Genomic DNA, 23,382 nt, shown 5'->3' with positions numbered 1-23,382 from the left:
GGGAATACTGAAAGGAAAAGATGACAGTCTTATGTCGCTTTTAGGTCAAGCGCTAAGGAGCGTGCTAGAGACGATGAAGCCACATTAACATCATTTTGGGCCGGCTAACCGACGTTGAGCCCCTTCCATCAGGCGTTGGTTTTGCACAATGGCACGGGCATGGGTTCCTTTACCGGCCACGCCACCCGCGTCTAACAATTCCACCTCAAACAGATGCAGCTTGCCGTTTTTACCCTGATAGGTGGCACAGGCGCGCACCTCGGAAAATAAAGGCGTGGGCGCTAGATGCTCAATATTCACCTGCACACCTACCGATAACTCCCCTGGCTGCAATAAAGGGCGCAATAAACGGGCGGCGGCCAACTCCATCAGGCCCACCATTTTGGCAGTGGCTAACACATCCGGAAACTCATCCTGATCCTCCAAGCGCAGTGTGCGTGGCGAATCAAAGGCGGCTACCTGATAGGTCAATTCGTGGCGGGTGCCTACGGCTAGGCTTTCTAAGCGGTCGGAAGTCGGCTGGTTATTTTCGTTGGAATGGCTCATGACCCAATATCCTTACAATGAAGTGGTGCAGAGTTTTCACTCTAGCTGAGTTCAAGGATATAGCGCAGCCAAAGAAAACCCCGCCTTAGCAGGGTTTCTATGTGTTATCAGCCTCAAACCGCGTGGGCGCGGAACGACTCTACTAAAGCAGGAATACCCGGCAACATACCAATACAAGCCATGATGCCACACAGCAGGATAAAGACGATGGTTGGAATCACCCAACGATCGCGCGCCGTCAAACTTTGACCGCGCTCTTTATCCCCGATGATGCCAAGGTTATCCAGCAGCATGGTCAGCGACCAGCCAAACACCGGGTTTACCAGCGCCGAGGAAAACACCACGATGGCTGCCGATTGGGAGGTTTTGCCTTCGCGGGTCATCTGCATGCCAGCTTCCAGCAGCGGAATGTATACACCCACCAACAGAGCCACGCTCAACACCGGCGGCCATACCGCCAAATCCATGGGATAACCCCAAATGGCCGCTACGATACACAGCAAGCCGGTCAAAATCGCACCCGCCGGAATCGGACGCTTAGCAATGGCAGCGGGGATCATATAAGTACCCCAAGAGGACGCGAGGTTACCGCCGCCCAAAGAAGTACCCACCGCTTGACGAACGGCGGCAATACACATGGTATCGTCGATGTTCATCAGCACTTTGTCGGTTTTAGGTGGATAGTTCAGCTCTTGAAACACGCGATGGCCCAAAAAGTCAGGCGACCACATAGCCACCGCTAAGATGGCAAAAGGCGCTACGGCGACAAAATGCTGTAATTCCGGCAAGCCCAGCTTCCAGCCCGTATCCTCACCCCACCAATAGCTGGGGTCTAAGTTAGGAATGCCGGGGGTGGTATGGAACTCAAAAGGCGCACCCAAGGCAAAGGCGATCAAAGCGGCCATCACTGCGCCTAAGGGAATCGCCAACCAACGCAAGCGCACATGCTCTAAATAGGCGTACATCACAATAGTGGCAAATACCACCACAAAGGCGATGTAGCCCATATCAAATCCATTAGCCCACTTAAACAGCGCACCAATCTGGGAAGTTACGCCAATAAAACCCAGATACAGCAGCAAGCCACCGCACACCCCGTCACTGGTAAGGCGCGCTAGTAAACTGCCGCCTTTACACAGCCCCAGAATCAGCCCCAAAACCCCGACCATAATGCCCAGCGCCATCGGGTGACCACCGGCGGCAACGATCAGGGGAATAAGGGGAATCAAGGGGCCGTGGGTACCGGCCAAATTAGCCGTAGGGTTAAATACCCCAGAACACAAAATAACAAACAGCAGAGCTACAACCAGCATTTCAAAGCGGACGTTCTCAATCACAAAGTCACTGGACAGTCCTAAAGGCCCTGCAAAAGCCGCAACCACCGCAGCCACCATCACGATCTTACCGATGGTAGCGGCCATGGCCGGAACCCAGTCCTCTGGCTCAAAGCGATAATCACGACCGGGTAAATTGATTCCCCAACGCCGTGGAGACATGATGGTCAGCTCATGCTCCAGATATTCAGCGCGGGTGGCAAAGGCTTCCTTCGGTTTATGAAGGTCGCGATAACTACTTAGGTTGCTATCGGTCATAGTCGTCAATTACTAAATTTTTAATTGGACGGGTTAAAATACTCTGAGACGGCAAAGCACTCATCCCGACCTTTTAGTAATTGTGATTCAGTCGCAAAACCCCTTGCTAGACAAGCTCAGTCGAAAATCACCTCAAGATAAAAACCTTAAACGCCGTATTCGGCTCGATAGGCTTCTACAGCGGGTAAGAAGGTTTTGAGTTCAGTGTCAGTGGCTAAATACTCCAACACCTGATCCAAAGCCACAATGCTGGTGACGTTCAGGCCGTAATCGCGTTCAACTTCCTGAATCGCCGATAATTGGCCTTTTCCGCGCTCCTGACGATTGAGGGCAATCAAAACTCCCGCTGCCTGCGCATCGGCCTGAGCCTGAATAATCTGCATCACCTCACGGATGGCGGTACCGGCGGTAATCACATCATCAATAATTAGGATCTTACCCTGCAAAGGCGCACCCACCAGAGAGCCACCCTCACCGTGGTCTTTGGCTTCTTTACGGTTAAAGCACCAAGGCACATCCCGCTGATACCGATCGGCTAAAGCCACGGCAGTCGCAGCGGCCAGGGGAATGCCCTTGTACGCTGGCCCAAACAGCACATCAAAATTAAGGCCGCTGTCTACAATGGCGGCTGCGTAAAAACGCCCTAGCTGTGAGAGCATGGAACCTGTGTTAAATAAACCGGCGTTGAAAAAATACGGGCTTTTGCGTCCTGACTTCAGGGTGAACTCACCAAAACGCAGTACCTGATGCTCAAGCGCAAAACGAATAAAGTCCCGTTGATAAGCGTGCATGAAAATAGGCTCCAGAAGCCGCAGATGTGGCGAAAAATACAGTCTCGGTTATCATACACGCTGAATTTTTCAGGGGCCATTTATGCGGATTATCAGCGTCAACGTGAATGGCATTCATGCAGCAACGCAGCGTGGGTTACTCAGCTGGTTGCAGGCCCAGAATGCCGATGTCATCTGTCTGCAAGATACCCGTGCCTCCGCCGTGGAGCTGGACGATCCCGCCTATCAGCTGGATGGTTATTTTCTCTACGCCTGCGACGGGGAATTTCCCGAACAGGGCGGGGTAGCACTTTATTCTCGATTACAACCCAAAGCAGTGATCATGGGGCTTGGTTTTGAACTCTCGGATCGCTATGGCCGCTACCTACAGGCTGACTTTGATAAGCTCAGTATTGCCACCTTGTTGCTGCCTTCGGGTCGGCAAACGGATGAGCATTTAAACCAAAAACTCAAGTTTATGGATGAGTTTATCCGTTATATGGATAAACAACGGCGCAAACGTCGTGAATACATCTACTGTAGTTCACTGTATGTAGCACACCAAAAGCTGGACGTTAAAAACTGGCGTGATTATCAGCAAACACCGGGTTTTTTACCGCCAGAGCGCGCTTGGCTGGATGAGTTATTCGGCAACCTAGGCTATGTGGATGCCCTGCGCGAAGTCTGCCGCGAAGGAGATTTGTATAGCTGGTGGCCTGATACCGAACAGGCCAAAATGCTCAATCTGGGCTGCCGTTTCGACTACCAGATTCTGACCTCGGGTTTACGCCGCTTTGTACGCAATGCCCGTCTGCCTCGCCAGCCTCGCTTCTCACAACATGCACCGCTGATTGTAGATTACGATTGGACGCTCAGCGTCTGATGCCTTCCTCCAGCCCGTTTTCCATAAACGGGCTGCGGCCTGCTTGAAAAATCCCCCAAGCCACCCTATATCCCACGGATGGGGTTTTCATGCCCGAACACTGTGGAGATTTTGCTTTGACCACCATCGTATCAGTGCGTCGCAATGGTAAGGTTGTTATGGGAGGTGACGGACAAGTCTCCCTCGGCAATACCGTGATGAAGGGCAACGCCAAAAAAGTACGTCGCCTATACCACGGGCAAGTGCTGGCCGGATTTGCCGGAGCCACTGCCGATGCCTTCACCCTGTTCGAGCGCTTTGAAGGCCAGTTAGAAAAGCACCAAGGCCATCTAGTGCGTGCTGCTGTAGAACTGGCCAAAGACTGGCGTACTGATCGCTCCCTCAGCCGTTTAGAAGCCATGCTAGCGGTGGCTAACAAAGATGCTTCCCTGATCATCACCGGCAACGGCGATGTGGTTGAACCCGAGCACGGACTCATCGCCATGGGCTCGGGTGGTGGCTTTGCTCAAGCGGCTGCTCTAGCCTTACTCCAGCACAACCCTGATCTCTCCGCGCGCCAGATCGCTGAAACCGCCCTTACTATTGCCGGCAGCATTTGCGTCTTTACCAACCAAAACCTGACTTTGGAGGAGCTGGATTCGGCTGAATAAGCCCATCCAGCCCTGGAGTATCCCGCATGTCCATGACGCCCCGCGAAATCGTCCACGAACTCAATCGCCACATTGTCGGTCAGGAGGATGCCAAGCGCGCCGTGGCCATCGCCCTACGCAACCGCTGGCGGCGTATGCAGCTACCCGCAGAATTGCGTCAAGAAGTAACCCCCAAAAACATCCTGATGATTGGCCCAACGGGCGTGGGTAAAACCGAAATCGCGCGCCGTTTGGCCCGACTGGCCAACGCGCCCTTTCTCAAGGTTGAAGCAACCAAGTTCACCGAAGTAGGCTATGTTGGGCGCGATGTGGAGTCCATTATCCGCGATCTGGCCGACGCGGCGCTGAAAATGCTGCGCGAACAGGAAATCCACCGCCTACGCCACCGTGCTGAAGATGCCGCTGAAGAGCGCATTTTAGATGCTCTGCTCCCCCCTGCTCGTCCAAATAACTTTAGCGACGAAGCCAACGTCCGCTCTGAAGACTCCAGCACCCGCCAACTGTTCCGCAAGCGTCTGCGCGAAGGCCAACTGGACGACAAAGAAATCGACATCGAAGTGGCCGAAGGGGTTACAGGGGTAGAAATCATGGCTCCTCCCGGTATGGAGGAAATGACCAATCAGCTACAGAACCTATTCTCAGGGCTGTCCAAAGAGCGCAAAAAAACCCGGCGCATGAAGGTCAAAGAAGCGCTGAAAATGGTACGCGACGAAGAAGCTGCCAACCTGGTCAATGAAGAAGAGCTCAAAGCCAAAGCCCTCGAAGCAGTAGAGCAAAATGGCATCGTGTTTATCGACGAGATCGACAAGGTAGCCAAGCGCGGCAACACCAGCGGCGCGGATGTGTCTCGTGAAGGCGTGCAGCGCGACCTACTACCTTTGATCGAAGGCAGCACCGTGAATACCAAACTGGGTATGGTGAAAACCGACCATATTCTGTTTATCGCCTCAGGGGCTTTCCATCTGGCCAAACCCAGTGACTTGGTGCCGGAACTGCAAGGCCGTCTGCCCATTCGCGTCGAACTCAAAGCCCTCACCCCGGAAGACTTCGAGCGTATTTTGGTCGAGCCCCACGCTTCCCTCACCGAGCAGTATCAAGCCTTGCTCAAAACCGAAGGCTTAGAGATTCAGTTTGAAGACAGCAGCATTAAACGGCTGGCGGAAATCGCTTGGCAGGTCAACGAAAAAACCGAAAACATCGGCGCACGTCGTTTACATACCTTGCTGGAGCGGTTGCTGGAAGAGGTGTCTTTTGGGGCTTCGGACATCGCCACTACCCAAGCCGGGAGCGTGCTGAATATTGATGCGGACTATGTGAATGCTCATCTGGGCGAACTGGCTCAGGATGAGGATTTATCGCGGTATATTCTCTAAAACGCCCTAAAGGCATCTGTACGCCCAATAGCTGATTACTCAAGCCATTGGGCGCTGCAAAACCAACGCTCAAGCCACTAAGGATTTAGCGCTTTAATTAAATCCGCATTAAAACGCGCCGGATCTTGCACCTGTGGCGAATGCCCTAAATCGGGGTACTCCACCAATGTGGCGTTGGGAATGGTTTTAGCCGCTTGCTTACCCAACTCGACATAATTGCCCAAGGTGGGACGAATCTCTGTTGGAGCAAAGCCTTTACCCAAAGCGGTTTTGTCGTGGGCACCGATAAACAAAGTGGTGGGCACCTTTAGTTGGGGCAGCTCATAAACAACGGGCTGATGGAGCAGCATGTCGTAGGTTAGGGCTTGGTTCCAAGCCACTAATTCTTTGCCAGAGCCCAGATACATACCGGCTTGCATCCGCGCCCAACGCTCAAACTCTGGCTTCCACGCATCGGCGTAATACACATCCATTTGGTAGCGTTTGATGCCTTCGTAGCTGGTTTTCAGCTCGTTTTCGTACCACTGTTCGACACTCACATACGGCACGCCACGGGTTTTCCAATCTTCCAAGCCAATGGGCCCCACCAAAGCTAAATGGGCCACCTCTTTGGGGTACATCAGGGCATAGCGAATGGCGAGCATTCCCCCCATAGAATGCCCCACCAGATCAATATTGGTGATACCCAAAGAAGCCAACAAAGCATGGGTATTAGCCGCTAAACCCGCCAAACTGTACTGATATTCAGCGGGTTTAGTGGATTTGCAAAAACCGACCTGATCGGGGGCAATCACACGCCAACCGGCTTCAGACAGGGCTTTGATGCTTTGCTCCCAAGTGGCGGCGCAAAAGTTTTTACCGTGCAAAAAAACCGCCGTGCGGCCATTAGCCTTACCCACAGGCGCGACATCCAGATAGCTCATCTCCAGCGCTTGCTTTTGTGAGGTGAACTGATACTGCTGCACCGGCCAAGGGTATTCAAAACCTTCTAAGCGCGGGCCATAGCTGGGGCTTTCTTGGGCTAAAACTGAGGCAGAGCAGAGGGCAAGTACAGAAGCTAAGGTACGAAATTTTAAAGGGATCATGGGCTAAATATTCCCGAGTATGAACAGAGAGCGCCTGAGTCAGGCATCGTCTTCAGACTGCATTCAGGTTATAGGATGAATGCAAAAAACTTCCGCGTGATCACTCTTAAACGACTGTAAAAAATGTGCCTTCGTTTTGCATAATGATCATCCTTTCACGATACAGCGCTTACGCGGAGGCTCTTCTATGCGTATCCCCAGCCGCATCAAGCTGCACAAAAGCATCAAAACCTTAGAGCTTTGCTACGGCGCTGACTGCTATTCCCTCAGCGCGGAATTTTTGCGCGTGCATTCACCCTCGGCAGAAGTACGGGGGCATGGCAATCCGGTATTACAGTACGGCAAACAGCAGGTCGCCTTAGAAAATCTGGAGCCGGTGGGCCAGTATGCCCTCAAACTGAGCTTTGACGATGGCCACGATACCGGCCTGTATTCTTGGGATTATTTGGAGCATCTGGCCACCCACCAAGCTGAGTTATGGGCGGAATACCTAAACGCCTTACATCAGGCGGGTAAGTCCCGTGACCCTCAGGTTTCTGTGGTGCAGCTCAGCTAATTCGCTCCGCCAACAACAGCAGATTGCGGGGGGTTAATTCGGGGGCACAAAAAGCTCCAAGCTGTACCCGATACCCCTGTTCCTCCAGAAACAGCACTTGATCCAGTACCAGCCACAGCTCCAAAGGCCGCCGGAACAGATTGCGTACCCGCTCTAAGTTGCGCACCTTGGCCAAACGCCGCCAGCCTTGGACTTCTAAGGTGCTCCAATCCTGTTGTGGTGGGACTTGAACCCCGCGTAATGCGCCTAGGTCTTGGCAATAATCCGCAAAGGGCTTGTGCAGCCATTGCGCGGATACAGAAGGCATAGGCAAATATTCATCAGATTGACGAATCTGGCGTTGCAATAAATCAAAGGCCAATCGCCACGCCATAGACTGATCGCGCTGCCGCCGCACCCGCGCCCCAGCGGTAACGGTTTCCCGGATCGGTAGGCGTAAATCCTCGGCACTCAGCCTTAATTCAGTCTTTTGGGCTTGGGCGGATAGCGGCTGATACATAGGCTCGCTGCTGCGGTTGTAACAGCAAGGAGCAAGGGCCATTTGCCGACACTCCTTGCGCACAACTTGCCTTAACAATTGCCGATGCAACAGACCGCAGGCGTGCAAAGCCACGGGCGTAGATTCAGAAGACAGGTGCAAGCCCACGTCATCCGCTAATACATCCTGCTGGATATGCTGGGCCGAGATTGACCAACGTTGGCTCAGTTGCGCACCGGCAGCCACCAACTCGGCATCGTATTCCAAACAGGTCAGCGGCTTTTCAGCTTGCTGAGCCAATAAACGCCCTAAATGACCTTTGCCAGAACACCAATCCACCCAATGCTGTACCGGCTGAGTAAAATTCAGATGAGCGGCAAAAGCTTCGATTTGCTGTGCTTTGCGCCCCGGAATATCGGTGCTGAGGTGGGCGCTTAAACGCGGCGGCGCACTGACCTGAGTTAAGGAAGGCAAAGCGGTTAACGCCTGAGCCTGCGCCCACCAATCTCCGAAGGGCGCAGGGGCTTGGAGGTATTCTAAAGACTCGGCCTGCTCCAATGTCTGCTGGCGCAACCATTGGGCTAAGCACGGATACAGAGCCTCCCAAGGCAAACTTAGGTGCATAAAGGGTTGAGGCCGCCATAGGTTTTGATGCTGCACCAGCCACTGATCTAACGCCCAAAAACGTTCCGCCCACGCCATGCTGTTGCCTTAATATCCATGAAAAATGTCTGCTGTTGAGGCCCGCGTTGAAACTGATAGTAGTAAAAAGCCTTTCAGGCTAATAGGTTAGAGCAGTTTTATCTCAGCGCTGATTGCGCGCACGTTCGATCAATAACCACATAGGAACCTTGTCAGTGCACACTAGAGCGAGCAACAACGAGCCGTGAAATGCGTAACCTCTGCCATGCTTGCATGCAAAACGGCTCCTTGCACACACCTAGCTCACACAAATCTGTACTGACGGGCCATACAGTGTGGCGCGTATTGCCAGCAGTGTGGCGTATATCGCATATCGGCAATCGTGATTCAGGGCTAAACTGTCACCACACGCCAGAGCCTGTCTGGTCATTATCGACAGCAGAAGCATTCCCATGGCACGTAATCTTACTTTTTCCCTAGACATCGGCTGGCGCACGCTGTTAAAGGATTTCGGCCTACAGCCCGAATACGTGCTGCGCAAGGCTGGGCTGCCCGAAGACTTGTTTTCCCGCGCTGGGTATGGGCTCGACACAGACGAGTACTTCCGCTTCTGGCACGCGCTAGAGTTGGAGGCTGGCGATGCTATGTTTCCTTTACACTTGGTTGAGATAGTGTCGGCTGAAGTGTTCGACCCGCCTCTGTTCGCTGCCTTGTGCAGTGCCAACCTGATGCAGGCAGTACAACGCCTAGCCAAGTACAAGCAACTTGTGGCACCCATGAACTTAGAGGTGAACGTAAACCGGGCAGGCGTGTTGACAGTATCGCCACGCTGGCTGCCGGTGCAGACTGAGCTGCCGTACTCGCTACAGGTAGCCGAGCTTGCATTCTTCCTGCGGCTAGCCCGGCTAGCAACGCGCGAACCCGTGCAGGCTCTGCGGGTTGTGTTACCGCAGCTTCCGCCCAATGGCTACGCACGGCGCTTCGAAAGCTTCTTCGGTGTACCCGTGCGGCACGGTGAGCCCCCCTGCATCAGCTTTGCCGCAGTCGATGCTTTGCGCCCCTTTCTGACCCTGAATGAAGGCATGTGGTGCGTATTCGAACCCGACCTGCGCCGCCGGCTCAGTGAACTTGATGCAGTAGCCACCACAGCTGAGCGCGTACGCGCCGTGCTACTGGAGTTGTTGCCCAGCAATGCCGCCACCATCGAGAAGACAGCCGAGCGCTTAGGGTTGAGCAAACGTACCCTGCAGCGCCGCTTAAAAGACGAGGGAGAGAACTTTCGCGCGCTCGTCAATGCCAGCCGGGAAAGCCTAGCCCGCCATTATCTGGGCAACACCAACATGTCCGGTAGCGAGATCGCCTTCTTGCTGGGCTTCGAAGATCCAAACTCCTTCTACCGCGCCTTCCAAAGCTGGACTGGGCAAACACCCGATACTGCCCGCCACGCCATGCGCTTGAATTTAACTGGAATGAGCTATGACGATGCCAAGTGAACAACGCACCGTGCTGCTGGCCGGTGCGACCGGACTCGTGGGCAGCTTTATGCTACAGGCCCTGTTGATCGACCCAAGCGTCGCACAGGTGCATACCCTGAGCCGCAGGCCCCTGACAATCCGTCACCCCAAGCTGCAGACTCACCTAGTAGACTTCACCTGCCTGCCCGAGCTGCCACCGGCTGATGAGGTATACCTAGCCCTAGGTACTACGATCAAGGTGGCAGGAAGTAAAGCGGCCTTCCGTGCAGTAGACTTCGACGCCAACTTAGCCGTAGCCCAGGCTGCATTCGCGGCGGGTGCACGGCGGGTAGGGCTTATCAGCGCCGGAGCGGCAAACGCTAAGTCGACCATGTTTTACAACCGCGTCAAGGGCGAACTGGAAGATGCGCTCAAGGCCATGCCCCTCACAGCTCTAGTAATCGCGCAACCTTCGTTGCTGCTGGACTACCGCGACGGCCTAGGCCAGCCGACACGCTACGGTGAGATCATCGCAATTCCCATTGCCAAGCTGCTTGCACCCATCCTGCCCGGCGCGTACAAGCCCGTGCACGCTCGGGCCGTTGCTCAAGCACTGGTGCGAACCCTGCCCACGGCCCAGGGCGTGGTTGCTCTCCCATCCAACGTGCTGGCCCGCCTCGGTGCAGAGCGGGCTTGAGGTGAGAAAGCATTTGTACCCCTGATGCTGGGGGCGTTCACAGATGTGCCCAAATCCACACAACAAAGGTTAGCCCTCTATGGTGAAGCCCCCTCCAGCCTCGCCTATGCGAAGACAGGTGAGGGCCCGGTCGTGCATGTAGAAGCAGTGCTTGACCCAGACAGCATGAATATCACCTACCGATGTGTGGCGCTAGACACGCCACGTTCAGAAAGCCCATTGACTGGCATAGCGCCCAACACAATGGCGCAAATAGCAAGCCGCTTGGCACAGGATGCGAGACCTGACTTTAGCCTTTCCTGAAAAACTAACAGCAACCTAACAAGCGAGGTACAGCATGTTCACCAAAGGAAAGAAGATGGCCTTAGTCACCGGCGCATCGTCAGGCATGGGCAAAGCCATTGCCAAACGATTGATCCAAGATGGCTACCAAGTCTATGTGGCCGCACGCAGCGTCGATAAGATGGCGGATCTAGCCCAACTAGGCGCACAGCCTCTGCGCATGGATGTCTCCAAGGACGAGGAGATTATCGCCGGTGTCAACACTATCCTCGCCCAGACGAGTGGCGTGGATGTACTGGTCAACAATGCCGGCTTCGGCCTATACGGCCCGGTGGAAGAAATAGGCATTGATGAAGCACGCTACCAGTTCGAGGTCAATCTCTTCGGTGCGGCGCGACTCACTCAATTGCTGCTACCCACTATGCGGGCCAAGCGCTCTGGCTACATCGTCAACATCACCTCAATGGGCGGCAAAATGTATAGCATCCTAGGTGCTTGGTACCATGCGACCAAGCATGCACTAGAAGGCTGGTCGGATTGCCTACGCTTGGAGGTCAGCGAGTTCGGCATCAAGGTCGTGATCGTTGAGCCTGGCGTGATCGAGACAGGTTTTGGCGATGTCGCCACGGACAGTATCGTCAAGCGCTCGGCCATCGGCCCTTATGGTCGACTAGTGCAGATGGTGGCCCAGTCGATCAAAAACACCTATGGACATGGCACAGGCAGCGATCCGCGCGTCATTGCAGACGTAGTCTCCAAAGCCGTCGCCAGCAGTAAGCCCAACACGCGCTATGCAGCCGGCAAGTTCGCCAAAATGCTGATCCACATGCGCATCTGGCTAGGCGACCGTATGTTCGACCGTATCATTCTCAGCCAGACCCGCTGAGACTCCAAGGCCGTTTTCCCAACGTAGAGCATTCGATATGGTACCGAAAGTTTGGTTCATCATGGCACCCCACGCAGATTCAGATGCATATGGGCACAGGCGGCCAAACACGCAGTGACAAAGTAGCGGCCCAAGTGCATCAGCATCACGGCCATATCCAGGCGTTTCGCATCTTTAACCTTCGTCCGGCCAATGATCAAGATGATGTTGCAATCCTCTCCTAATACCCTCTCCACCCCTTCTTTTGGGGAGGGGTGATGGAAGATTGTGGTGTTCTGACGCACCCTTGATTAGACTCTAAGCAGTTCTTGTCGGGGTGCCTTAACGCAGAGGCTGAGATCGGACAGTTCCGGATCCCGTTGAACCTGATCGGGTTAAGGCCCGCGTAGGGAACAAGAAACGCCTTTGGGCGTGCCTCCTTGCATCAGGTTCACTCCGACAGCCCAGAGGAGTCAACCGATGTCCAGCGAAGCCCCGAAAAACCTCAGCGAATACGCACAGGTCGATCAACAGTCCGTGCAGCCCTTCCCGCGCTCGCGGAAAATCTACGTTCAAGGATCGCGGCCTGACATTCGCGTGCCGATGCGTGAAGTCAGCTTAGACGTGACACCCACGGCTTTTGGCGGGGAAATCAACCCACCGGTCACCATTTACGACACCTCCGGCCCCTACACCGACCCCACCGCCGTCATCGACGTGCGCAAAGGTCTGGCCGATGTGCGCTCACGCTGGATTGAGGAGCGCGGCGATACTGAAAAACTGCCGGGCCTGTCCTCCGAGTTTGGCCAACGCCGTCTGTCTGACCCCGAACTGACCGCCATGCGCTTTGCCCATGTGCGCAATCCGCGCCGCGCTAAGTCAGGCCAAAACGTCAGCCAGATGCACTACGCGCGCAAAGGCATCATCACCCCGGAGATGGAATACGTCGCCATCCGCGAGAACATGAAGCTGGCCGAGGCCCGCGAAGCCGGTTTGCTGATTGCCCAGCATCCGGGGCAAAGCTTTGGCGCGTCCATCCCCAAAGAAATCACCCCCGAGTTTGTGCGCTCTGAAGTCGCCCGTGGCCGCGCCATCATCCCCGCCAACATCAACCACGTTGAGCTGGAGCCGATGATTATTGGCCGCAACTTCTTGGTGAAGATCAACGGCAACATCGGCAACTCGGCTTTGGGTTCCTCCATTGAGGAAGAAGTGGCCAAGCTGACCTGGGGCATTCGCTGGGGTTCGGACACCATCATGGACTTGTCCACCGGCAAGCACATCCACGAAACCCGCGAATGGATCATCCGTAACTCGCCGGTGCCCATTGGTACGGTGCCCATCTACCAAGCGCTGGAAAAGGTCGGCGGTATTGCCGAAGACCTGACCTGGGAGCTGTTCCGCGACACCCTGATTGAGCAGGCCGAACAGGGTGTGGATTACTTCACCATCCACGCCGGTGTGTTGCTGCGCTATGTGCCCCTGACCGCCAAGCGCGTGACCGGCATTGTGTCGCGCGGCGGTTCCATCCTCGCCAAATGGTGTTTGGCTCACCATAAGGAAAACTTCCTCTACACCCACTTTGAGGACATCTGCGACATCATGAAGGCCTACGATGTAGCCTTCTCCCTCGGTGACGGCCTGCGCCCCGGTTCGGTGGCGGATGCCAACGATGCCGCCCAATTCGGTGAGCTGGAAACCCTCGGCGAACTGACCAAGCTGGCGTGGAAGCACGAGGTGCAGACCATCATCGAAGGCCCCGGCCATGTGCCCATGCACCTGATCAAGGAGAATATGGACAAGCAGTTGGAGTGCTGTGACGAAGCGCCCTTCTACACCCTAGGCCCGCTGGTGACCGACATTGCCCCCGGCTATGACCACATCACTTCCGGCATCGGCGCGGCGATGATCGGTTGGTACGGTTGCGCCATGCTCTGCTACGTCACCCCCAAAGAGCACCTTGGCCTGCCGAATAAGGATGATGTCAAAACCGGCATCATCACCTACAAGCTGGCGGCCCACGCGGCGGACTTAGCCAAAGGCCATCCGGGGGCGCAAATCCGTGACAATGCCCTGTCCAAAGCGCGCTTCGAATTCCGTTGGGATGACCAATTCAACCTCGGCCTTGATCCCGATACCGCGCGCAGCTACCACGACCAAACCTTACCTAAAGAATCAGCCAAGGTGGCGCACTTCTGCTCCATGTGCGGGCCGAAGTTCTGCTCCATGAAGATCACCCAAGAGGTGCGCGACTACGCCAAAGAACACGGCATGAGCGAAGAAACCAAAGCCATCGAAGTAGGCTTTAAAGAGCAGGCCGAACGCTTTAAGGATGAAGGATCGAAACTGTATAAGCCGGTTTAACGCCTAGAGCAGTAACGAAAACCCCCAGTCTAAGCTGGGGGTTTTTGGTGGGGGATAACCTAAGTTATCAATCGCGATGGTGTTTCTTGTAATGGCCATGAGCGTAGCCACGGCCCGGATGGCGGTGACCGTCGTAGTAGCGACGATCATCATCCCGGTAACGACGGCGATCACGACGGTCGTCATCATCATTATCGGCATAGGCATTACCCAGCGCGCCACCCGCGGCACCCCCCACAGCGGCACCAATCACACCGCCTGTACTGCCCCCCATACCTCGGCCCAGTACGTTACCACCGGCAGCGCCCAGTGCGCCCCCAATGGCGGATTCAGTGCGGTTGCCTTTATGGGAGCCAAGAGCACCACCGGCGGCGCCACCAACGCCTGCGCCAATGGTCGAGCCTGTAGAGCCTCCCATTGATCCACCGACAATGCTGCCCAGCGCACCGCCGAGGGCACCACCGATAGCGGTTTCAGTTTTTTCGCCTGCCATTAGGGGGGCACTCAGCGATAGGCTGAGACCCAAGCCGAGCAGGAGTGCAGGTAGGCGTTTCATGGAAATGTCCTCTCCAAAATTGAGGGCGACCGCAGTAGCCTAAATAGCTACCTTTCTTACTGATTAGAGGATGAGGCGCAAAAATAGTTCCGACCTCCTATCAATGGAGCGGGCAAATGGATCATCCGTGCCCATCCACTAAGCACTGGAATCGGCTGGTAATAAGGAGGCAACTACGCCAAAGAACAGGCTAAACGCATTAAGGATGCAGGCTCCAAATTGTATAAATCAATGTAAAAACCCAATGAACCTCAGCAGGCATTCGGTAGTATGCCCACTGAGGGTTTCCCACAGGATGTTGAGTCGTGATTGCTTTGCCTGAACCTCAGTTTGAGCTGTTATGCCGCATGGCCCGAACCCTGTTTGAGGTTCCGGTGGTTCTGCTCTACCTTCCTAACGCCCAGCGTTATTGGCTGGATTGCGCTCCTGAAGTGCAGGCCTCGGCTTGGGATTGGCTGATGCAACCGGAAAACAGTCTCAAACTAGGGAGTGCCTTGCTCTGGATAGCGGACACACAAACCCATGAAGTTTTCCGAACCGGCCCCCAGATTTACCTCACACCCAGCGTGCGTTTTATAGCCCATGCTCCCTTTGGCACGCCAGAACTCGGCGGTTGGCTGCGATTATTCGACACCCACCCCCATAGCACCTCAGCGCAAGCCCTGTCTCAGCTTGAACATCTAGCGGCAATGGCCCACCAATGGCTGAATCTGTGGACAACTGCCGAATCGGCCCTAACCCGAGAGGCTCAATTTCGCCTATTAACCGAAACCTCAACCGATACCATTGTGCGCGGCAATTTAGACGGCGTGCGGTTGTATATCTCCCCCTCAGTGAAAACTCTATTGGGCTATAAGCCTGAGGAGTTGATTGGCCGTAAAGCCATTGAATTAACCCACCCGGAGGATGCCCTCGCGTTTAAAGCCCTGATGCAAGAGGTACGCGAAGGCCGTTTAGAAGTCGGCACTACTGAACAGCGTCAGCGGCACAAAAACGGCACTTGGGTTTGGTTAGAAGCCTCGGTACGCCTCACCCGCGACCCCACAACCGGCATTCCCGACGGTTATGTGGCCTCTGTACGCGGGATGGATCGGCGCAAGGCGCTGGAAACCCAGTTAACCTATTTGGCCTCCTACGACAGCCTCACCGGACTGGCCAACCGAGCGTTATTCAACCAACAATTGCACGAAGCTTTAACCCAAATTCAGGCCGATAAATCCTTTGCTTTGTTGTTTATGGATATTGATCACTTTAAGCAGATCAACGACACCTACGGACATCAAGCGGGGGATGCTTTGCTGCAAGAAGTAGCCCAGCGTTTTCGAGCGGCTTTAAGGTCTAGGGATCAGCTAGCCCGCTTGGGTGGCGACGAATTTACCCTTCTGCTTGAGGCCAATCGTACTGAAGTTGCGTTACTGGCCGAGCGACTGATTGCCAGTATTTCTCAGCCCGTTTCATACGGTGCTTTAGACATTTCAGTGGGGCTGAGCATCGGTATTGCCTGCATTCCTGAACACGGACAAGACTCAGAAACGCTGCTATCAGCCGCTGATCAAGCCCTATATCAAGCCAAACGAGCCGGTAAAAATACCTTTCGTTTTTTTAACCAGCCTTAAAACCTTACCTCCTTAAAAACACAGGCCTCAAGCGGCATAGATCCATTTAACGCCTACATCCTTTCACTGGATTAAAAGTGACTGAGGTCTCTTTTTCACCATCCTGTGCTTTTATCACGAAGTATTCCTATTTATAGTGAGCAATCTAAGCATCGCCACTAGAGGCTTGATGCTTGCATAGGATGGGCTTGACTGTGGCTGATGATCTTGATCAGTTATTTCGCCTATATCACCGTGAGCTGCGGCACCTGGCTTATAAACGCGTCGGTGACCCCGAATTAGCTGCGGATTTGGCACAAGATACCTTTGTACGCTACGCAGGCTTTACCCAAAAACAACCCAACCAGCCCATTAATCAGCCCCGCTACTTTCTTTGGCGCATTCTAAGCAACCTGATTACCGACTTTGGCCGCAATCGAGTCCGCTGTGGGGAACATGCACTGCTGGATGAAGTAGCGGCCGAGCTTTATGATCCGCAGCCTAATCCCGAACAACTGCTGGAACTGCGTCAACAACTGACCTTACTCCACCAAGCTTTGAACGAGCTGTCCCCGGCTTGTCGAGATGCCTTATTACTCAATCGCGTGGAAGGTTTAAGCCATGTGGCGATTGCCAAACGCTTGGGCGTATCTCCTAGCATGGTCTGTAAGTACATCATGCGCGCCTTACGTCACTGCATCCGGCATCTGGGTTTAGTGGACCAATGAACTAAAGCTATGCCCAAACCCTCCGACGAAGAACTGGATCAATCCTTACCACCATTGATTGAAGAAGCCCTGCAATGGCTGGTACGTCTACACGCAGGTGATGCCCGTGACACTGACTGGGAAGCTTACGAGTGTTGGTGCCAAACGAGTACCGAGCACCAAGCGGCGGCCCAAACCGCAGAGCACCTGTGGCAACAACTGGGTAGCTTACAACGTCCACCCCGGCGGCGTTTACTTCCTATGGTAGCTTTGATGCTGACGCTGGGTTCGGCTTCCCTCTTGCTATGGCAAGGACAAGAACAGGGTTGGATGGCAGACTATCAAACCTCCGTGGGAGAACACCGACGGCTGCAACTAGCCGATGGCTCCCTGCTCGAACTGGCTCCGCAAACCCGTGTGGATTTGGATTTCAATGATCAGCAGCGGATCGTACACCTCTACACCGGAGAGCTGCATGTACAAGTCGCTAAAGACCCCACGCGTCCCTTTCTCGTTACAGCGGCTGGAGGTCAAATTCGCGCGCTGGGAACCGGCTTTGATGTACAACGTACCGCTGAACAGGTTCAACTGATCGTCACTGAACATGCTGTCCAAGTACAGATAGACCAGCAACAAGCTGAAGTTCAGGCCGGACAAAGGCTACAGTACAACGCACAGGGATTATCTGTCCCCGTCCCAGTGGATGTCAGAAGCGCCACCGCATGGCGACGGGATCGCTTGGTGTTTGATGGGCAACCCTTGGGCCAAGTACTGGACGCACTATCCCGTTATCATTCGGGACTTTTGTGGGTACCGGATAAAGACTTACGTCAATTACCGGTTACGGGGTTATTCGATACAAAAAACCCCCAAGCCCAACTGGAATTGCTGGAGCGCTCCTTGCCTATCCGCATTCGTCGCCTGCCTTGGTTAACGCTGATTGAGCGCGACGACCAACACCCCTAAACACCTCTTCCTCAAAAATTTTTCACACCCCACTGTCAGGTTTTTAAACATCAGCGTCTTCTTTGTTGAGATTAATTTTCAATACGCCAATCAGGCGGGGAAGACAGTATGCGGCAATCTTTTAAACCTACGCTTATCTATTTAGCCCTCAGCGCAGCTACCAGCTTTTTGATCGGCAATAGCCTCGTCAGTCACGCCGCTGAACAGACTCAACAAATCAGCACTCAAAATTTCAACATTGCTCCCGGCCCCTTAGGACAAGTGCTCACCCGCTTTAGCGACCAGAGCGGACTGCGTTTAATCGTAGCCAGTGAACTGCTGGCAGGCCATCAAAGCCCCGGACTCAAAGGTCAATACAGTATTCAACAGGGTTTACAGCAGTTATTGGCGGATACCGGTTTAGTGGGCACCCTAACCGGCGATACGCTGCTGATTGAACAGGTTAGCGACCTAGGCGATCCCCTCAGTTTGGATATGATGCGGGTGGAAGATAACCAACTCGGCACCATCAGCGAGAAAACAAAATCCTATACGCCGGGGACTATTGCTACCTCGACTCGTCTGGTCTTAACTCCACGCGAAACGCCGCAAACGGTTACCGTCATCACCCGCCAGCATATGGATGACTTTAACCTGACTGACATCGACAAAGTCATGCAGCACACACCAGGTATTACGGTGAATACCCTCGACTCTGAGCGCACCCAGTACTACGCCCGAGGCTTTCCCATTACCACCTATCAGTACGACGGTATTCCCATTCAGCGTAACGCGGCCTACGCCTCAGGCAACAACTTGAGCGATATGATTATTTACGACCGGGTGGAAATCCTAAAAGGAGCCACCGGCTTAACCACAGGCGCAGGAACACCGGGCGCGACCCTAAACCTGATCCGTAAAAAACCTACCTACGAGCTGTCCGGCCATATGACGGCGGAAGCCGGTTCTTGGGACAATTACCGCACAGAAGTGGACATAGGCGGCCCCTTAAACGAGAGCGGCAGTATTCGGGGACGATTCGCCAGTGCCTTTCAAGATAAGCACTCCTACCTAGATCATTACAAACGCCAAAATAAAGCCTATTACGGGATTATGGAGTTTGACTTGTCCCCCGCTACGCTTCTAACGGCGGGCTTTGATTACAACAAAAGCATTCCCACAGGCTCCAGTTGGGGCGGTATCCCCATCTTGGACAGCAAAGGTAATGAAGTAGAGGTTTCTCGCTCCTTCAACCCCGGAGCCTCTTGGGCCAGTTGGGAGCAATACAGCCACTCCTTTTTCACTCAGCTAGATCACCAATTCGATAACGGCTGGACGGGACGAGCCTACTACACCTTTCAAGTCAACGGCTACGATGCCCAATTAGGCTCGGCCTTTGGCTCACCCGATGTGGATAACGACAACAGCAGCTACCTGATTGCAGGACGTTATCGCGGTAAAACCAAAAGTCACTCCGGGGAAATTTATGCCAGTGGCCCCTTCCAATTTCTTGGCCGAGAACATGAATTAGTGCTAGGAGCCAGCCTCTATCGCAACCATTGGAAAGGCAAAAGCTTCAACTACAGCAGTGAAGGCATTGGCAACTACTATCAATGGAACGGGGAATCCAACAAGCCGGATTGGGGCAGTGTGCAAAGCCGTAACGACGAGCTGACCCTGCAAAAAGCGGTATACGCCACCGCACGCTTTAAACCCACGGATGACCTGTCCTTGATTTTGGGCAGCCGAATTACCAACTACCACCTCAGCCGTGACTACCACTCCCGCAGCACCGGCGAGGTGACTCCCTATGTCGGTGTCATCTACGATCTGAACGACACCTACTCCCTATACGCCAGCTACACCAGCATCTTTATGCCCAGCACCTATAAAGACAAAAACGGCAGCCTGCTGGAACCCAATGAAGGCGACAGCTACGAGGCGGGTATTAAAGGGGAATGGTTCAACGGTCGCCTGAATGCCAGTTTGGCCTATTTTGAAATCCGCGAAGATGATCGAGCGGAGTACGTGGACTATAACTACGAAACCAACGAGTCCATTTATGAAGCCATGAAAGCCAAAACCAAAGGGATTGAGCTAGAAATGACCGGTGAGTTGGCACCGGGCTGGAACATTCAAACCGGCTATACCTACAAGATCATTAAGCGCGATCGGGACAATAAGAAACTCTCTACCGACGAACCCGAACACCTGTTCAAAGTCTTTACCACCTATCGTTTACCCGGTGCTTGGAACAAGTTGATGGTTGGCGGAGGTGCGGAATATCACGGCAGTACCTGGAGTGAGATCAGCAACCCCGCCAAGGACTGGGCTACCGAGCAATACAGCCAAGAGGCCTATTGGTTAGCCAATTTGATGGCCAAGTATCAATTCACCGATAAGCTATCCACTACGTTAAATATCAATAACTTATTTGATAAGTACTACTACACCAACATCAATTTCTATGCGAACAAAGCCTATGGTGAAAAGCGCAATATGATGCTGACCACCCGCTGGGATTTTTAACGTCTCCATAATCCCCCCAAAAGCAAAGCTTAGGCTTTGCTTTCTATATTCGGCACTCTTTTCTAACTTAGGCCTCAAGCTATAGCAGCACTTGACATCCTCCCCGCCCTAAAGGACGGGGATTCCCACTGCTGGACGGCCATGCCCGACCGCGAGAATATTCTTAGCCGCGTTGATATCGCGGTCGTGCCTGACACCACAGGCGCTGCATGTCCATTCTCTTATTCCAAGTCCTGCGATACCTTTCGGCCTTGAATCGGGCAATGCGCCGCAATTCGAGCAGGTTTGGGTGGTGTACGCCTCGTTCACTGCTTTAAAAACAATGCCTGCGCCCGCGCACTTGTATTCCAGCATGGTTTTGAGCAGGCCCCATCCCGCATCCAGTACGGATTTGGCCATCTTGGTTTGAGTGAGTGAGGAAGATTTCACATTACCAACGTAGATTGCACCGGCACGGTTCACCAGTTGCCGCGTGAATTTGTGTAGTGCATCTTTACGTCGGTTGGCGATTTTGGCGTGGATTGCCTGCACGCGCTTTTTATTTCTGGCGCGTTGGGCAATGGCCAGTTTGGGCTCTAAATCACGGTAGAAACGCCCCGCTTCCAGTTTCGTGCCATCGGAGCAGGTGGCCGTGTCTTTTAAGCCTAAGTCGATGCCGATCTTATCCTGACCTGTTGGAACAGCAGTATCCACTTCAACCACTACATTAAAATACCAGCGGCCTCGGGCATCTTCGTTAAAGCTGCCGGAACGGAACTGATATTGGCTCAAGCCATAGGAGTCCCACACTTTGAAGTAATAGCTATTGTGGTAGACCTGCCCGTTCTTCCAGCGTGCCGCGCCGGTATTGATGGGTATCCAGCCCAGCGAACGCCGAACCCCGCCCGATTTGCGCCAGTTCAGGCGCAACTTTTTAAACTGCTTGCGGCGCGTGACGTATTCGCGGGCAATCTCTTGTAAGGTTTGAGAGTGCAGCCCCAATTCTTTGTTCGCGCCTTTGGTGTAAGGATGCAGGTCAAAGGCAGACAAAAACCGACCCCGCTCCCGAATGGATCGGGCGCTGAGTTCGTTCAGGTAGTTCCAGACAAAGTTCACACTCCGAGCCATCTGCTGAAGGAGCGGAGCATGCTTATCTCGAACCCGAACTTTGAGGGTCTTGGTCTGTTTCATAGGTCAATGCTCACTGAATTAAGACCCCCTTTAGGGAGGCTACGCCTCCCGCGCTATCCATCCCCGTACTAAAGTACGGGATTTTTCGCGCAAGACTGATAAGATGTTCGCTGAATTCAGCCTTGGGGTTTACTCATCAAATAAATCGGCGTGGGTTCCAGCTCTCACGAAAATGATCTGCTCTACCTTAGAGTCTTTAACGATTCGGTAGATCAGCAAAAAATCACCTCCGATGTGGCATTCACGATAGCTATCCCAATTCCCTTTTAGAGGATGATCTAACCACTCAGCACTCAATGACCCATCGTTGGCGACAAGTAGCACCATAGCCTCTTTAAGCCTGTTTAGATCAAAGCGACCTGAGCGTGAAAGACGCTCCCAATCCTTCAAAAAGGTTTTGGAGTAATCTGAGGTACGCGGCAATGCAGCCCCTTTATTACTGGCTATTTTTTTCGAGGTCATCAAACAGATCGTCAGCCGACTTAAAACGGGCTTTGCGCGCTTGAGCTATCTGCTCTGCTTCAGCCATCGCCGCCTGAGTTTTTGCGTTAGGAACCTTTAGCTCTAAAGGAAATGCTTGATCCCTAGCCACGCGCCGCAAAAAAATACGTACCGCTTCCGACATGCTCATGCCCATAGCGTCAAAAGCAGCACTGGCTTGGGCTTTAGTATCCTCATCAACACGGATGTGCAACATAGAGGTATTGGTGGCCATACTGCCTCCAAAAATGAAGTGTTTTTAAATTGTATATCAAAAGAGATACAAGATAAAAAATACCCACCACCATTACACGAAGGCCCCGCTCTGAACTCTGAGTTTATCGAAGAGGCGAAGAGCGGGGAGAAAGAGCATAAAGCTGAGCACCAATCTCACAGAGAGTAGCTACCCTCTATGGGCTTTAGTTACACCAAAACTTACAGCACCTGAGCGCTAAAGCTCGATACCTCTGTCAGCTCTAACACCAAGCGATCATTCGGATTTAAGGGGCCGACACCGGCAGGGGTTCCCGTCAAAATCACATCGCCAGGTACTAAGCTAAAATGACCCGCAATGTACTGAATCAGCGGCAAAATACCGGTAATCATGTCTTGGCTGTTCCCCTCTTGGCGCACCTCACCGTTGATGCTCAAACGAATGCCGATGTTCTCCAGATCGCTAATAGCACTACTGGGTACAAAGGGCGCTAATACGCCCGCTCCATCAAAGCTTTTGGCCAGCTCCCAAGGGTAGCCTTTTTCTTTAAGTTTGGTCTGTACGTCACGCAGGGTCAGATCCAGAGCAGGAGCAAAGCCTGAAATAGCGTCCAGCACTTCTTCTTCGTTAGGATGCGGGGACAAAGGTTTGCCGATCAACACCGCAATCTCAGCCTCATAATGCACCGTGCCACGATCTTTAGGGATGCTAAAGCCGCCTTCCAAAGGCACGACACAACTACCGGGCTTGATGAACAACAGTGGCTCAGTAGGCACAGGATTATTCAGTTCTTTGGCATGTTCCGCGTAATTACGCCCGATACAAACCACTTTGCCGAGGGGAAAGTGGATCGGGGTGCCATCCGTGTATTGATGCTTGTAGCTCATACGGGCTCCTGAAAAGACTCCAAGGGAGTCGCTAGACACACGAAAGCCATCCGGGGTAGCCA

General features: G+C 53.6%; 22 protein-coding genes and 1 riboswitch. Of the genes, 12 read left to right on the top strand and 10 right to left on the bottom strand.

Going from position 1 to position 23,382, the window contains the following annotated elements; all coding sequences use genetic code 11:
- Positions 1-90: 90 nt before the first annotated feature.
- The 3 genes from LX59_RS08555 to pyrE form a co-directional block, all read right to left on the bottom strand.
- The gene (locus LX59_RS08555; protein WP_144571431.1) at positions 91-546 is read right to left on the bottom strand and encodes a thioesterase family protein; all 456 of its coding nucleotides are present in this window, start codon (positions 544-546) and stop codon (positions 91-93) included.
- Between the two features lie 113 nt (positions 547-659).
- Positions 660-2,138, bottom strand: coding sequence for a DUF3360 family protein (locus tag LX59_RS08550; protein ID WP_144571430.1), 1,479 nt, complete (start codon positions 2,136-2,138; stop codon positions 660-662).
- Positions 2,139-2,284: 146 nt separating this feature from the next.
- On the bottom strand, positions 2,285-2,929 hold the full coding sequence (gene pyrE, locus LX59_RS08545; RefSeq protein WP_144571429.1) for an orotate phosphoribosyltransferase: 645 nt from the start codon (positions 2,927-2,929) through the stop codon (positions 2,285-2,287).
- Positions 2,930-3,011: 82 nt separating this feature from the next.
- Between pyrE and LX59_RS08540 the strand changes: the two genes are divergently transcribed.
- From LX59_RS08540 to hslU, 3 genes are all read left to right on the top strand, one after another.
- Entirely contained in the window at positions 3,012-3,791 is a 780-nt protein-coding gene (locus LX59_RS08540; protein ID WP_144571428.1) for an exodeoxyribonuclease III, read from the top strand.
- Positions 3,792-3,907: 116 nt separating this feature from the next.
- Positions 3,908-4,441 carry an ATP-dependent protease subunit HslV gene (gene hslV, locus LX59_RS08535; protein WP_144571498.1) on the top strand — a complete coding sequence of 178 codons (534 nt, stop codon included), beginning with the start codon at positions 3,908-3,910 and terminating at the stop codon, positions 4,439-4,441.
- Between the two features lie 26 nt (positions 4,442-4,467).
- Positions 4,468-5,814, top strand: coding sequence for an ATP-dependent protease ATPase subunit HslU (hslU, locus tag LX59_RS08530; RefSeq protein WP_144571427.1), 1,347 nt, complete (start codon positions 4,468-4,470; stop codon positions 5,812-5,814).
- Positions 5,815-5,891: 77 nt separating this feature from the next.
- Here the strand turns inward: hslU and LX59_RS08525 are convergent, their stop codons facing one another.
- Positions 5,892-6,899 (bottom strand): alpha/beta fold hydrolase, encoded by a 1,008-nt coding sequence (locus LX59_RS08525; RefSeq protein ID WP_144571426.1) that lies wholly within the window; start codon positions 6,897-6,899, stop codon positions 5,892-5,894.
- A 187-nt stretch (positions 6,900-7,086) separates the two neighbouring features.
- On the opposite strand from LX59_RS08525, the gene LX59_RS08520 reads away from it, so the two are divergent.
- Entirely contained in the window at positions 7,087-7,455 is a 369-nt protein-coding gene (locus tag LX59_RS08520; protein WP_144571425.1) for a gamma-butyrobetaine hydroxylase family protein, read from the top strand.
- Here the strand turns inward: LX59_RS08520 and LX59_RS08515 are convergent.
- The gene (locus LX59_RS08515; protein WP_144571424.1) at positions 7,448-8,635 is read right to left on the bottom strand and encodes a methyltransferase; all 1,188 of its coding nucleotides are present in this window, start codon (positions 8,633-8,635) and stop codon (positions 7,448-7,450) included. The two genes, LX59_RS08520 and LX59_RS08515, sit on opposite strands and share 8 nt — an antisense overlap.
- A 392-nt stretch (positions 8,636-9,027) precedes the next feature.
- On the opposite strand from LX59_RS08515, the gene LX59_RS08510 reads away from it, so the two are divergent.
- The 4 genes from LX59_RS08510 (at position 9,028) to thiC (ending at position 14,237) form a co-directional block, all read left to right on the top strand.
- On the top strand, positions 9,028-10,068 hold the full coding sequence (locus tag LX59_RS08510; RefSeq protein ID WP_144571423.1) for an AraC family transcriptional regulator: 1,041 nt from the start codon (positions 9,028-9,030) through the stop codon (positions 10,066-10,068).
- Positions 10,052-10,726 carry a Rossmann-fold NAD(P)-binding domain-containing protein gene (locus LX59_RS08505; RefSeq protein ID WP_144571422.1) on the top strand — a complete coding sequence of 225 codons (675 nt, stop codon included), beginning with the start codon at positions 10,052-10,054 and terminating at the stop codon, positions 10,724-10,726. The genes LX59_RS08510 and LX59_RS08505 overlap by 17 nt, the downstream gene beginning before the upstream one ends.
- Positions 10,727-11,063: 337 nt before the next feature.
- Complete coding sequence (locus LX59_RS08500) at positions 11,064-11,894, top strand: oxidoreductase (RefSeq protein ID WP_144571421.1); 831 nt, start codon at positions 11,064-11,066, stop codon at positions 11,892-11,894.
- Positions 11,895-12,196: 302 nt separating this feature from the next.
- Positions 12,197-12,303: riboswitch (TPP riboswitch) on the top strand.
- A 50-nt stretch (positions 12,304-12,353) separates the two neighbouring features.
- Positions 12,354-14,237, top strand: a complete 1,884-nt coding sequence (gene thiC, locus LX59_RS08495) for a phosphomethylpyrimidine synthase ThiC (RefSeq protein ID WP_144571420.1) — start codon at positions 12,354-12,356, stop codon at positions 14,235-14,237.
- 67 nt (positions 14,238-14,304) lie between these two features.
- Here the strand turns inward: thiC and LX59_RS08490 are convergent, their stop codons facing one another.
- Positions 14,305-14,793 carry a glycine zipper domain-containing protein gene (locus LX59_RS08490; RefSeq protein ID WP_144571419.1) on the bottom strand — a complete coding sequence of 163 codons (489 nt, stop codon included), beginning with the start codon at positions 14,791-14,793 and terminating at the stop codon, positions 14,305-14,307.
- A gap of 305 nt (positions 14,794-15,098) precedes the next feature.
- On the opposite strand from LX59_RS08490, the gene LX59_RS08485 reads away from it, so the two are divergent.
- From LX59_RS08485 to LX59_RS08470, 4 genes are all read left to right on the top strand, one after another.
- Positions 15,099-16,409: a diguanylate cyclase domain-containing protein gene (locus LX59_RS08485; protein WP_144571418.1), complete on the top strand. Its 1,311-nt coding sequence runs from the start codon at positions 15,099-15,101 to the stop codon at positions 16,407-16,409.
- Positions 16,410-16,603: 194 nt separating this feature from the next.
- Positions 16,604-17,116 carry an RNA polymerase sigma factor gene (locus LX59_RS08480; protein WP_144571417.1) on the top strand — a complete coding sequence of 171 codons (513 nt, stop codon included), beginning with the start codon at positions 16,604-16,606 and terminating at the stop codon, positions 17,114-17,116.
- 9 nt (positions 17,117-17,125) lie between these two features.
- Positions 17,126-18,061, top strand: a complete 936-nt coding sequence (locus LX59_RS08475; RefSeq protein WP_144571416.1) for a FecR family protein — start codon at positions 17,126-17,128, stop codon at positions 18,059-18,061.
- Positions 18,062-18,169: 108 nt separating this feature from the next.
- Positions 18,170-20,569: a TonB-dependent siderophore receptor gene (locus LX59_RS08470; protein WP_144571415.1), complete on the top strand. Its 2,400-nt coding sequence runs from the start codon at positions 18,170-18,172 to the stop codon at positions 20,567-20,569.
- Between the two features lie 108 nt (positions 20,570-20,677).
- Here the strand turns inward: LX59_RS08470 and LX59_RS08465 are convergent, their stop codons facing one another.
- The 4 genes from LX59_RS08465 to LX59_RS08450 form a co-directional block, all read right to left on the bottom strand.
- On the bottom strand, positions 20,678-21,739 hold the full coding sequence (locus tag LX59_RS08465) for an RNA-guided endonuclease InsQ/TnpB family protein (protein ID WP_144571414.1): 1,062 nt from the start codon (positions 21,737-21,739) through the stop codon (positions 20,678-20,680).
- 129 nt (positions 21,740-21,868) lie between these two features.
- Positions 21,869-22,201 (bottom strand): type II toxin-antitoxin system YafQ family toxin, encoded by a 333-nt coding sequence (locus tag LX59_RS08460; protein WP_144571413.1) that lies wholly within the window; start codon positions 22,199-22,201, stop codon positions 21,869-21,871.
- A complete protein-coding gene (locus LX59_RS08455) occupies positions 22,176-22,454 on the bottom strand; it encodes a type II toxin-antitoxin system RelB/DinJ family antitoxin (RefSeq protein WP_144571412.1) in 279 nt (92 codons plus the stop codon). The genes LX59_RS08460 and LX59_RS08455 overlap by 26 nt, the downstream gene beginning before the upstream one ends.
- Positions 22,455-22,654: 200 nt before the next feature.
- A complete protein-coding gene (locus LX59_RS08450; RefSeq protein WP_144571411.1) occupies positions 22,655-23,320 on the bottom strand; it encodes a fumarylacetoacetate hydrolase family protein in 666 nt (221 codons plus the stop codon).
- Between the last annotated feature and the right edge of the window lie 62 nt (positions 23,321-23,382).

The sequence above is a fragment of the Azomonas agilis genome (assembly GCF_007830255.1).
Taxonomy (GTDB): Bacteria; Pseudomonadota; Gammaproteobacteria; order Pseudomonadales; family Pseudomonadaceae; genus Azomonas; species Azomonas agilis.
The sequence above is the reverse complement of the archived record's forward strand: the minus strand, read 5'-3'. Positions and strand labels throughout refer to the sequence as shown.

Excerpts from the sequence above, each read along its gene's own strand:
- LX59_RS08555 (WP_144571431.1), bottom strand. The coding sequence starts at position 546 with ATGAGCCATTCCAACGAAAATAACCAGCCGACTTCCGACCGCTTAGAA.
- LX59_RS08550 (WP_144571430.1), bottom strand. The coding sequence starts at position 2,138 with ATGACCGATAGCAACCTAAGTAGTTATCGCGACCTTCATAAACCGAAG.
- pyrE (WP_144571429.1), bottom strand. The coding sequence starts at position 2,929 with ATGCACGCTTATCAACGGGACTTTATTCGTTTTGCGCTTGAGCATCAG.
- LX59_RS08540 (WP_144571428.1), top strand. The coding sequence starts at position 3,012 with ATGCGGATTATCAGCGTCAACGTGAATGGCATTCATGCAGCAACGCAG.
- hslU (WP_144571427.1), top strand. The coding sequence starts at position 4,468 with ATGTCCATGACGCCCCGCGAAATCGTCCACGAACTCAATCGCCACATT.
- LX59_RS08525 (WP_144571426.1), bottom strand. The coding sequence starts at position 6,899 with ATGATCCCTTTAAAATTTCGTACCTTAGCTTCTGTACTTGCCCTCTGC.
- LX59_RS08520 (WP_144571425.1), top strand. The coding sequence starts at position 7,087 with ATGCGTATCCCCAGCCGCATCAAGCTGCACAAAAGCATCAAAACCTTA.
- LX59_RS08515 (WP_144571424.1), bottom strand. The coding sequence starts at position 8,635 with ATGGCGTGGGCGGAACGTTTTTGGGCGTTAGATCAGTGGCTGGTGCAG.
- LX59_RS08510 (WP_144571423.1), top strand. The coding sequence starts at position 9,028 with ATGGCACGTAATCTTACTTTTTCCCTAGACATCGGCTGGCGCACGCTG.
- LX59_RS08505 (WP_144571422.1), top strand. The coding sequence starts at position 10,052 with ATGACGATGCCAAGTGAACAACGCACCGTGCTGCTGGCCGGTGCGACC.
- LX59_RS08500 (WP_144571421.1), top strand. The coding sequence starts at position 11,064 with ATGTTCACCAAAGGAAAGAAGATGGCCTTAGTCACCGGCGCATCGTCA.
- thiC (WP_144571420.1), top strand. The coding sequence starts at position 12,354 with ATGTCCAGCGAAGCCCCGAAAAACCTCAGCGAATACGCACAGGTCGAT.
- LX59_RS08490 (WP_144571419.1), bottom strand. The coding sequence starts at position 14,793 with ATGAAACGCCTACCTGCACTCCTGCTCGGCTTGGGTCTCAGCCTATCG.
- LX59_RS08475 (WP_144571416.1), top strand. The coding sequence starts at position 17,126 with ATGCCCAAACCCTCCGACGAAGAACTGGATCAATCCTTACCACCATTG.
- LX59_RS08470 (WP_144571415.1), top strand. The coding sequence starts at position 18,170 with ATGCGGCAATCTTTTAAACCTACGCTTATCTATTTAGCCCTCAGCGCA.
- LX59_RS08465 (WP_144571414.1), bottom strand. The coding sequence starts at position 21,739 with ATGAAACAGACCAAGACCCTCAAAGTTCGGGTTCGAGATAAGCATGCT.
- LX59_RS08460 (WP_144571413.1), bottom strand. The coding sequence starts at position 22,201 with ATGACCTCGAAAAAAATAGCCAGTAATAAAGGGGCTGCATTGCCGCGT.
- LX59_RS08455 (WP_144571412.1), bottom strand. The coding sequence starts at position 22,454 with ATGGCCACCAATACCTCTATGTTGCACATCCGTGTTGATGAGGATACT.
- LX59_RS08450 (WP_144571411.1), bottom strand. The coding sequence starts at position 23,320 with ATGAGCTACAAGCATCAATACACGGATGGCACCCCGATCCACTTTCCC.